At 27.7% G+C, this 11,579-nt stretch carries 4 protein-coding genes; all 4 read left to right on the top strand.

The features are described from left to right. On the top strand, positions 1-3,238 hold a 3,238-nt coding region (locus tag U9R42_08890; GenBank protein MEA3496134.1), incomplete at its 5' end, for a UvrD-helicase domain-containing protein. Positions 3,239-3,431: 193 nt separating this feature from the next. Beyond that, the gene (locus U9R42_08885) at positions 3,432-6,338 is read left to right on the top strand and encodes a PD-(D/E)XK nuclease family protein (protein MEA3496133.1); all 2,907 of its coding nucleotides are present in this window, start codon (positions 3,432-3,434) and stop codon (positions 6,336-6,338) included. 376 nt (positions 6,339-6,714) lie between these two features. Next, a complete protein-coding gene (locus tag U9R42_08880; GenBank protein MEA3496132.1) occupies positions 6,715-9,777 on the top strand; it encodes a tetratricopeptide repeat protein in 3,063 nt (1,020 codons plus the stop codon). Positions 9,778-9,818: 41 nt separating this feature from the next. Next, a complete protein-coding gene (locus U9R42_08875) occupies positions 9,819-11,477 on the top strand; it encodes a hypothetical protein (protein ID MEA3496131.1) in 1,659 nt (552 codons plus the stop codon). Positions 11,478-11,579: the final 102 nt, after the last annotated feature.

Raw genomic sequence — 11,579 nt, 5'->3', positions numbered from 1 at the left:
TCTTTTTATGAAAAAACCATTAACAATTTATAAGGCTTCTGCTGGTTCGGGAAAAACTCATAAGCTGACAGAAGAATATTTGAAGTTGGTTTTTGATAATCCTAAAAAGTATAAAAAGATACTTGCAGTAACTTTTACCAACAAGGCTACTGAAGAAATGAAATTTAGAATATTATCGGAATTATTTAATTTGGCAAATGGTAATAAAAATGGTCATTACAAAACATTGATGAATGAATTTAAATGGCTTGATGATAAACAAATCGTAAAAAGGGCAAGATTGATTTTGCAATTTATTTTATATAATTATTATTATTTTGACATAAATACCATTGATAGTTTTTTTCAAAAAATAACTAAAAATTTTGCAAGAGAAATCGGGATTCAATATGGCTACAATGTTGAGCTTGATACACAAAAAATTATAGATCAGGCTATTGATAAAATGCTTGATGATGTTGGTAAAAATGAAAAGCTTACAAAGTGGCTAACAGATTTTGCCTTAGAAAATATTGAAGATGATAAAACATGGAATTTAAGATATAGCATCAAAAGTTTTGCATCTGAAATACTTAAAGAGGATTTTCAGGAGAATGAAAAGAAAATTATAAATAAAATTGAAGATAAAAAATTTCTAAAAGAGTTTATTTCTGAAATCAATAAAATTATTTCGGTTTTTGAAAATAAAATGAAGGATTTTGGAAAACTTGCTGTTGATGTAGCACAAAATTATGGATTAGAAGCTGTTGATTTTTCAGGTGGTCAAAGAAGTTTTTTTAATTATTTTATAAAAATACAAAATAAAGATTTTGAACCAACAGCAAGTGTTTTGAAGGTTGTGGATGAAGAAGAAAAATGGTATGCTAAAAAAACAGATAATCAAATAAAAGAAAATATTCAAAATGCATTTCCTGAATTGAATAAAACTCTGAAGCAAACATTAGCATATTATAATTCTGATGGTAAAAAATATAGTACGGCAATAAGTGTTAAAAAATATTTTAATGTTTTAGGAATTATTACCGACATTGCTTCAAAGATAGCGGAGATAAGGGATGAAGAAAATACAATGCTTATTTCTGATGTTAATCCTTTGCTGAATAAAATTATTGACAACAACGATACACCATTTATTTATGAAAAAACAGGAAATAAATATCATCACTTTTTAATTGACGAATTTCAGGATACATCTTTATTTCAGTGGAAAAACATAAAACCACTTATGCAAAATAATCTTGACCAAAATAAATTCAGTTTGGTGGTGGGTGATGTGAAGCAATCAATTTACCGATGGCGAGGCGGTAATTGGAAATTGCTTGTGGACGGTATAAATCAGCAAGTTGGTGATGCTTTAATTAAAACCGTTACTCTTGAGAAAAATTGGAGAAGTGAAGAAAATATTATAAAATTTAACAATAGTTTTTTTACTAATGCTGCTAAAATATTACAACAAAAATTTAATAATGAGTTGGAAGAAGTTGGTGATGAAAATTTATCAAAAAATTTATTTTCTTTTACAAACTTAATAAATGAAGCATATAAGGATAGCTGTCAAAAATTTCCGGAGCATAAAAAAAAGAATAAGGGTTATGTAAATGTGAAATTTTATGAAAATATAAAAGGAAAACAATGGCGTGAAAATGTAAAAACAGAATTGCCTGAAATAATTGATAATATTCTTGATAAAGGATATAAAGAAAAAGATATTACTATTTTGGTAAGAAATGCTAAAGACGGGAGGCAGGTTGCTGATTTATTGTTTAAAATGGAAAAGTATAACAATATTATTTCTAAAGATTCATTGTTTTTAAATACTTCCGTTTCTGTAAAAATTATTGTTTGTGCTTTAAAATTTTTAATTCAAAAAGATGATAAAATAAATCTTGTAACCCTTGTTTCTGAATATTTAGAAAACCGGAAGTTAAAGAATGAAGTTCTAAATGATATTTTTTTAAAAAATCGTAATCAACTTATTGAATTACTGCCTGATGAATTTAAAAAGTTGATAAAGGGAAATGAACACTATTCTCTTTACGACCTTACGGAAAAAATCATAGAATCTTTTTTACTTAATAATAATAAAACTGAGTTTGTGTTTATTCAGGCGTTCAGTGATGTGGTACTTGAATATTCTGAAAATAACAAAGCGGATATTTCTTCATTTTTAGATTGGTGGAAGGAAAACGCTGGGAAAAAAACTATTCATGTTCCCGAAAGTATTGATGCTATTCAAATTATGTCAATTCACAAATCAAAAGGTCTTGGTTTTAAAGTTGTAATAATTCCTTACTGCGATTGGGAAATAGATCACACATTTGCTCATGATAATATTTTATGGTGCAAATCAGAGATTACTCCTTTTAATGAAATTGATATTTTACCTATTAAATATGGAAAAAAGCTAACAGCAACTTATTACAACAATGAATTTTTTGTTGAAAAGCTACATGCTTTTATGGATAATTTAAATTTGCTTTATGTTGCCTTTACACGAACTAAAGAGGCATTGTTTATTCTTTCACCGGAAAAAAAGAAAAAGATTTCTTCATCAGGTGATTTATTGCATGAAATTATTAATGGAGCAAATGATGTAAATCTGAATTCTGAATTTGAAAGAATTGATTTTAGTAAAAGTCTTGAAAATAAATGTTTTGAATTCGGAGAACTAATGCCACAATCAAAAGATGAATCAAAAACAAAAGAGTATGTTTTAAAAGAATATTTATCAAAAACTAAAGCTTTTAAATTGAGGATAAAGAGAGAAGCTGAGGAGCTTTTTGAGGAAACTGAGAATGAAAGAACTAAGCAAATAAATTACGGTAAATTTATGCATGAAGTTCTTTCAAAAATTTATACAGTTGATGATGTTGAACCTGAGTTGAAGAAGCTTTTAACGGAAGGTATTATTTCAAGTAATGAACTGAATGAGTTAAAAAACAAGCTAATAACAGTCATTGAGTTTGATGATGTAAAAGAATGGTTCACATCCGATTGGGAAGTGAAAAACGAAAGCTCAATTATTACAAGTTCGGGAGACATCAGAATACCCGATAGAGTGCTGATAAAAGATAACAAAGCAGTGGTAATAGATTTTAAATTCGGTGAAGAAAATGAGAAATATAAAGAACAAGTGAGTGAATATATGAAATATTTAAAGGAAATGAAATATGAAAATGTAAGTGGTTGGTTGTATTATGTTGAGAGAAAGAAGGTTGTGGGAGTGGGGAGTTTTTAGTAGGCAGTCTTCAGTCGGCAGTTTTCAGTCGGCAGTCTTCAGTCGGCAGTCTTCAGTCGGCAGTCTTCAGTCGGCAGTCTTCAGTGTGCAGTCTTCAGTGTGCAGTTTTCAGTGAGTAGTCTTCAGTGTGCAGTCTTCAATAGGTGGTTAAGAGTGAAAAGGAAATAGTAAATCGAAAATAGTAAATAAAAAAATGTTATCTTTTTTAGAACAAATATTAAAATGGTTGTTGGATAAAAACACTAAGGATTTTTCAAAATTGACAATTGTTTTTCCTAATAAAAGGGCAGGATTGTTTTTTAGAAATTATTTATCAAAGAAGGTTGAGAAAACAATTTGGTCGCCTAAAATATTTGATATAAAAACTTTTGTTTTGTCTTTGAGCGATTTGCAATTGGCTGATAATTACAGTTTGATTTTTGACCTTTATGAAATTTATGATAATATTTTACAAAACAATAATCTTCCTCCGGAGGAATTTGATAAATTTTATCCTTGGGGAAAAAGACTTATAAAGGATTTTAATGATGTTGACAAGAATCTTGTGAATGCTACTGATCTCTTCAAAAATGTAAAAAATTTAAAAGATATTGATAATTATTACAATTATTTAACTGAGAATCAAATTGAAGCAATTAGAACATTTTGGGAGGATATAAATATCTCCAAAGAATCTTACCATAAAGAAAGATTTATTAAGCTATGGGAAGTCCTTAACGAAATATATGAGAAGTTTGGGGAAAAATTATTGAAAGAGAAACTTGCTTATGAGGGGATGATTTACAGAAATGTAGTAGAAAAAACAAAGGAAAACAATGCTTTTAAGGAAATAGAAAATATAGTTTTTGCAGGATTTAATATTTTGACAAAAGCAGAAGAAGAAATTTTTACTTTTTTTAAAAAGGAAAATAAAGCAACATATTTTTGGGATTTTGATGAATATTTTTTGAAAAAAGAAAATTTTAAAACAGGAGAAATTATAAGAAAAAATATTAAAAAATTTCCATCTCCAGCGAATTTTAAATTGGAAGATATTAATTTAAAAAATAAAAATGTTGAAATAATAAGCGTTGCATTGCAAGTAGGGCAAGCAAAAGCAGTAGGTGATAAGTTGAAAAGTTATTTATCAAAAGCAAACAACAAAATTGAAATAAATGAAACTGCAATTATTTTACCTGCCGAACAAATGTTGTTTCCCATGCTAGGCTCTTTGCCTGAATCTGTTGAAGATGTGAATATTACAATGGGTTATCCGCTAAAGGAAACGCAGTTATCTAGTTTGATAGAGTTGCTTGCTGATTTGCAACAAAATTCAAAAAACAATAATTCGGAATCTTATTTTTATTTTAAAAATGTAATTTCAATATTAAAACATCCTTACATAAATAGCTTGAATAAAGATGAAATAGACAATAAAATAAATGAAATTAAAAAGAGAAACCTGATTTATATTTCTTCACTACAGTTAGATAAACTATTTGGATTTGCAAACATTGTTTTTACAAAAAATAAAAATACAGATGAACTTTTTAATTATTTTATAGAATTACTTAAAGAAATTTACTCTAAGTTTTCAAAAGATAAGGATGAGTATTCTTTTGAAAATGAGTTTATTTTTGAGTTTTACAAAGCAATTAAGAGATTTAAAGAAATCGTTAACAAAAAGAAGGTTTTTATTTCTGAAAAGATATTTTTTAGTTTAATAAAGGAAATAATAAGTTCAATTACAATTCCTTTTACAGGAGAACCTTTAAAAGGATTGCAAATAATGGGTACTTTAGAAACTCGTTGTCTTGACTTTAAAAATATTTTTATTCTTTCAATGAATGAGGGTAAATGGCCTGCCTCAACTCATGAGAGTTCTTTTATCCCTTACAATTTACGCAGAGCTTTTGATTTGCCAACAAATGATATTGATGATATTTCTTATTCCTATTATTTTTATCGTTTGTTACAAAGGGCTGAAAATATTCATATTTTTTATAACTCTGAAATGGAACTTGAAAAGGAAGGAGAGCTAAGCCGGTATATTAATCAATTGAAATATGATTCTGATTTTAATATTAATGAATTAACACTTTCTCATAAAGTTAAACCCGAGCCGAAAAAACGTTTATTAGTTTCAAAAAATGATAATATTGAACAAAAACTAAGCAGATACCTTTCATCTTCTGAGGGTAATAAATCTTTATCACCTTCTGCCATAAATTCATATATCGATTGTCCCCTGAAATTTTATTTTAAATATGTAGCAGATCTCTACGAAAATGATGAGGTTGAAGAAAGTGTTGATCAGCGTATTTTTGGAAATATTATTCACAAAGCAATGGAACTGATTTATACTGAGCTTTCTGTGAGTAACAAAATAATTGAAGCAAAGGATTTGAATATCTCTCCTCAAAAAGTTGATAAATTTATAACAACGGCTTTTACTGATCACTACAAATTAAAGAATAAGGAATTTTCTTTTAAAGGAGAAAATATTATTATAAAAGAAGTTTTGAAAAGTTATATTAATCAGATATTACGTTTTGATAAAAAATATGCTCCCTTTGAGATTCTTTCGGTAGAAGATTCAAACAAAAAGTATAATATTAATTTTGATATTGAGTTGGAAAATAAAGCCAACAAAGTTAGGCTAAAAGGAATTATTGACAGAGTTGATAAAAAGGGAAACGTTATAAGAGTTATTGATTATAAGTCGGGTAAGGATGAAATTCATTTTCAAAATATTGAATCTTTGTTTGATGCCGAAAATCCTAAAAGAAATAAAGCGGCAATGCAAACATTATTTTACGGAATGCTTTATTACGAAAAAACAAATAACAAAAATGAAGCAATTCAATCTGCGGTTTTTAGTGTAAAAAATATGTTTAACAAATATTTTGACCCTGTAATTTCTTTTAAAGAAAAGCGTAAACCAAAAGAAAGAATTAATGATATTAAGCCGTTGTTAGAAGAATTTAAAGAGAATTTGAAAATAACTTTGGAAGAAATTTTTGATAGTGAGAATGATTTTGTGCAAACTGAAAATGAAGAAAAATGCAAATATTGCCCTTATACTGGAATTTGTGATAGGGATGGAGAGGTAGATTTTTAGTTCTAAAGATATTTATCAGTTTTGATTATGATGAGTTTTCTGGTTCTATGTTGATTTGTGTGGGTGAAAAAATATTAAAGCCACAGATTCACAGATTGATTTTACTTGATTTAATGAATTTTTACAGAGAAAATGACCGAAGGTAGTTTTTTAATCTGTGAATCTGTCTTCGACAGACGTAGTCAGATTTCTATTACACTTAGCTTGTCTTCGACAGACGAAGTCTGTGGCTTTTATATTCTGTATAGTTGCTGAGTAGTAACCAAGAATCTAATGTTGATATGTGAATAACTTAAAAAGTGCTTATTATATTGATAAATATATTTTTGTAGTATAAATTATATAGTAAGTTATGCTTCTAACAAAAATAAAATTTATGACAAAGGAAATATATTTTAGCTTTTTAATTTTGATATTTAGTATTTCATCAGGATATTCTCAAAAAACACTAAAAAATACAGATCCAATATCAATTTACAATCAGGCTTATGAATTGTATGAAAATGAAAAATACAGTTCTGCTATCGAAAGATTTACTGAATACAAAACAGTAGGGGAGAATGAACTTTTAATATCAAACTCAGACCTTTACATTGCAATGAGTGCCAAAGAGCTTAAGCTTAAAAATACTGAGGAATTATTTATTCACTATCTTGAAGTACATCCCGATCAAGCAAGAAAGCAATTTGTTTATTTTCAACTTGGGAAATATACTTTTGATAAAAGAAAATATGACCTTTGTCTTGATTGGCTTAAAAAAATTGAATATCCAAAAACTTTTGACCTTGTAATTTTACAAGAATATTATTTTATGAAAGGATATTCAAATTATAAAGAAGAAAATTTTGACAAATCTGTTTCAGCATTTTCAAATATTGATAAATACCAAAATCCCTATTTTAATATTGCAAATTATTACACAGGATACATCCATTACAAACAAAATGAATATAATAAAGCACTTGAAAAATTTGTAAGGATAAAAGGTCAGCATAAATTTGAAAGAATAATGCCTGTTTATATTACACACATTTATCTAAACTTAGGTAATTACAACAAAGCAATTGAATATGGAAAAAACGCCCTTTCTACTCCAAGAATTCAAAAAGAAAAGGAAATTAAATCTTATTTGGCGGAAGCATATTTTTATCAAAAAGATTATAATGAATCAATTAAATATTACAATGAACTAAAAGAGTTGGGTTTCAAATTTAAGGATAGTGATTATTACCACTACGGATATGCTCTTTTCAAATTAGGTAAATTTAAAGAGTCAATTCCTGCATTTTCACAAATCAATTTAAAAAAGGATGAATTAGGACAAAACATTGCATACCTAATGGGAACCGCATATCTTCAAACCAAAGAACTGTTAAAAGCAAGAAACTCTTTTGGATTTGCTTCAAAAATGAATTTTGATAAAGTAATTGAAGAAACCTCACTTCTCAATTATGCAAAATTATCTTACGAATTAAATTTCCATATAGAATCTATCAACTCATTAAAAGAGTTTATTAAAAAATATCCTGCTTCTGAGAGTGCTGACGAAGCTAAATCTCTTATTAGTAGCATCCTACTTTCTACATCTAATTATAGAGAAGCAATCGAAATCATTGAAAGTATTTCTGACAGGAACAGAGAAATAGAACTAGCTTATCAAAAAGTATTGTATTATTACGGATTAGAATTTTATCAAAATCATCATTTTCTAAAAGCACGTAATCTTTTTATTAAATCAATTAATAATTCGGTAAACCAACGATTTAAAGCTTTATCATATTTTTGGCTCGGTGAATCTTATTATCAATTAGGCGATTATAAAAAATCATTACGAGAATCTAAAAATTTCCTTTACATAAGCGAAGCCGAAAAAACACCTTACTTTTCAATTGCTTATTACAATTGCGGATATTCCTATTTTAAGCAGGAAGATTATGAAAAAGCAAAAATTTATTTTGATAAATATCTTAATTTAGAGAGAAGCAATAAACCCACAAACAGGCTTTATGATGTTCTTGTGCGGCTTGCAGATTGTTATTTTTCGCTTAAGCAATATGACAATGCAAAAAAATATTATGATTTAACGATTTCAAAAAGTAACAAAGAAGTTGATTATGCATTGTTTCAAGAAGCCACTATTTTGGGACTTCAAAAAAATGATGTAGAAAAGCAACGCTCACTAGAATTATTAATTAGAAAATACTCCAACTCACCTTTTGTTGATGATGCTACTTTTGAAATTGCAAACATGTACTACATAAAAGGTAATTACAAAACTGCAAAGGATAAGTTTCATGAATTAATAAAAGAACATCCTAAAAGTCCTTACTTAACTTCTGCACTTTTTAAAACAGCACTTTCAAATCTTAACTTAGGAAATGAAAACATGGCATTGCAACAGTTTAAAAATATAATTAAAAACTATCCATATTCTGCTGAGGCTAAAGAAGCTACAAATGCAGCTAAAGATATTTACATTGACAAGGGAAAAGCAAATGAGCTTTTTGAATTTCTTAAAACAATTCCACAAGTTAGCCTTACTAAATCTTTTCAAGATTCTACAGTTTATAATGCTGCATTTAGCTACATAAAACAATCAAAATATGCTGAAGCAATACCGAAATTTGAAAATTATCTAAACAAATTTCCTTACGGTTATTTTAAAGTTAATGCAAATTATTACTTGGCAAGTTGTGCAAAATATATTGGTCAAAAAGAAAAAGCACTTACTCATTATGAAAAAGTAAATGAAATGAGTCCTAATGAATTTGTTGAGAAATCTTTGAAAGCATCAGCACAGTTGTATTTTGAAAAGAAATCTTTTGAAAATGCTGCAAAAAGATTTAGTCAATTGGAAGATATAGCTGTGAAAAGAGAAAATATTCTTTTAGCGAATATGGGGTTAATGAGATCAGCCTTTAAAATTAATAACTATGAAGATTGTATAGAGACTGCCGATAAAGTATTGAAACTTACCTACTCATCAAAGGAAAACAAAATTGAAGCAAATTATTACAAAGGAAAATCTCTGTATGAAACAAAGCGATACAATAATGCTTCAGTCTCACTACGGCAGGTTTATGAAAAAAATTACGGAGACCTTGGTGCAGAAGCAAAGTATTTGAGTGCATTAATATTGTTTATTTCTGAGGAATACGATAATACAATTGATGAAATTATTGAACTCAAAAATGATTATCAAGGTAATGATTATTACATTGCAAAAGGTTTTATTTTACTTTCTGATGTTTTTATAAAAATGGGAGATAATTTTCAGGCAAAGCATACTCTTGAAAGTATTATCAATAATTACAAAGAAGGAAAAATTAAAGAGATTGCAAAACAAAAACTACAACAAATTATTGAAGATGAAAAAAAAGAAGAAATGCAAAAGAATAATGAAGAATTCTTTGAAATGGATTCTGATAGTATAAAATAATATTTATAAAATATTTTAAAACGAATTAAAAAAAATAAAGAATGAAAAAAGTTTTAAAAATACAACATAGATTCATAATCTTACTTTTAATTATTCCGTTGATTGGATTTTCGCAGGAAGATGATAATGATAAGAAAATTTTTAATAAAAATTATGATGTTTTTACAACATACAAACCGGAAATTACCGATGCAATTAAGCTTGATGTAATTCCTTTTAACGAAAGAATTGTTGCAGATAAACCGCAAATAAAATATAGGATAAAATTAAAGCAATTAGTTCCTAAAAAAGAATTTGAAAAACTTCCTGCAATATCTATAATCAGGAGGCAATCAAAACATTTGAGCCATTATTATTTAAAAGCAGGTGTCGGTAATTTTGCAAATGTTCTTGCTGATTTTAATTACAATACAACAAAATCAAGAGATAAAATTTTTGCAATTCATTTAAAACATAATTCAGGAAAATCAACACCAAAAAATAGTAACATTAGTGAACAGCTTTTAAACGTTAGTGGAAAAAAACTTTTTAGAAAAAACATTCTTGAATCCAATGTATTTTTTAACAACGATATTTTACATTTTTACGGATACGACCATGTTACAGATACTTTTAATTCCGACAGTATAAAACAAGATTTTATGAGATTTGGGATGAATGCTTCTTTCAACAACGAAATTTCACAAAAAGAAAATTTTAATTACTGGGCAAATACTGGTGTTTATTACCTAATGGATTATTATGATGCCTCTGAGTTAGGGTTTAAAATTGGGGGTGCACTTGAACAACATTTTCGAGAAACACCGATTAGATTTGAAGCTAAGTTTCAACAATTCAGTTATAAATCAGATAAAATATTTAATAGAAATGTACTTGATATTATTGCTAAATTTAATTTAAATAAAGACTGGTTTAGAGCCAAAATTGGATTTGATGTTGCTGCTGAAAATAATTCTTCTAAAAGCAAAATACATTTTTATCCCGATTTAAAAATTGAAGCTGAATTGCTGGAAAATTATATTACTGCCTATGCTGAATTTACAGGTGGTTTAAAAGTTAATTCCTTTAATACTATCACAAAAGAAAATCCTTACGTTTTATCACAAATTGATTTAAAAAATACAAACTATAAATTGGTTTTAGCAGGTGGTTTAAAAGGTAGTTTCTCTCAAAACATTGACTACTTTCTTCGCCTTTCTTATAACAACATTGAAAACTTAATGATGTTTGTAAACGATACAACAGATTCAAAAAGGTTTAAAACAATTTACGACACGGGAAATACAATTTTATTTAAAGCAAATGCCGAGGTTTCAGCTAAATTACATCAAAACCTTGATGTGTTTTTAAATGCTGAATATTACAACTATGATCTTTCTCAAGAGTTATTCGCTTGGCATTTACCTGATTATAAAATCACCTTGTCGGGGAAATATAACTTTGATAAAAAAGTATATGTGAAGCTTGACTTTTTTACCATAGGCGACAGAAAAGCGAAAGCATGGGATGAAAGCGGTCAAGTAGAAACTATTGACCTTGATGCTATTTACGATATGAATGCAAGTGTAACCTATCAGTTTTCTAAAAAGTTTGGAATATTCTTTAATTTCAACAACATATTTTCAAATAAATACAGCTACTGGAATAATTACGAGCTAAGAGGATTTCATTTATTAGGAGGAGCTAAGGTTAATCTGTAATTTAAATTTTTAGCTTCTTTACAGTTTCGGTGAGAGAGGGAAAGTGAGCAGTCTTCAGTCAAAAACAGTCTTCAGTCCTCAGTCTTCAGTCTTCAGTCCTCA

The sequence above is a fragment of the Bacteroidota bacterium genome (assembly GCA_034723125.1).
Taxonomy (GTDB): domain Bacteria; phylum Bacteroidota; class Bacteroidia; order CAILMK01; family JAAYUY01; genus JAYEOP01.
This window is presented reverse-complemented; position numbering and strand designations above follow the sequence as displayed.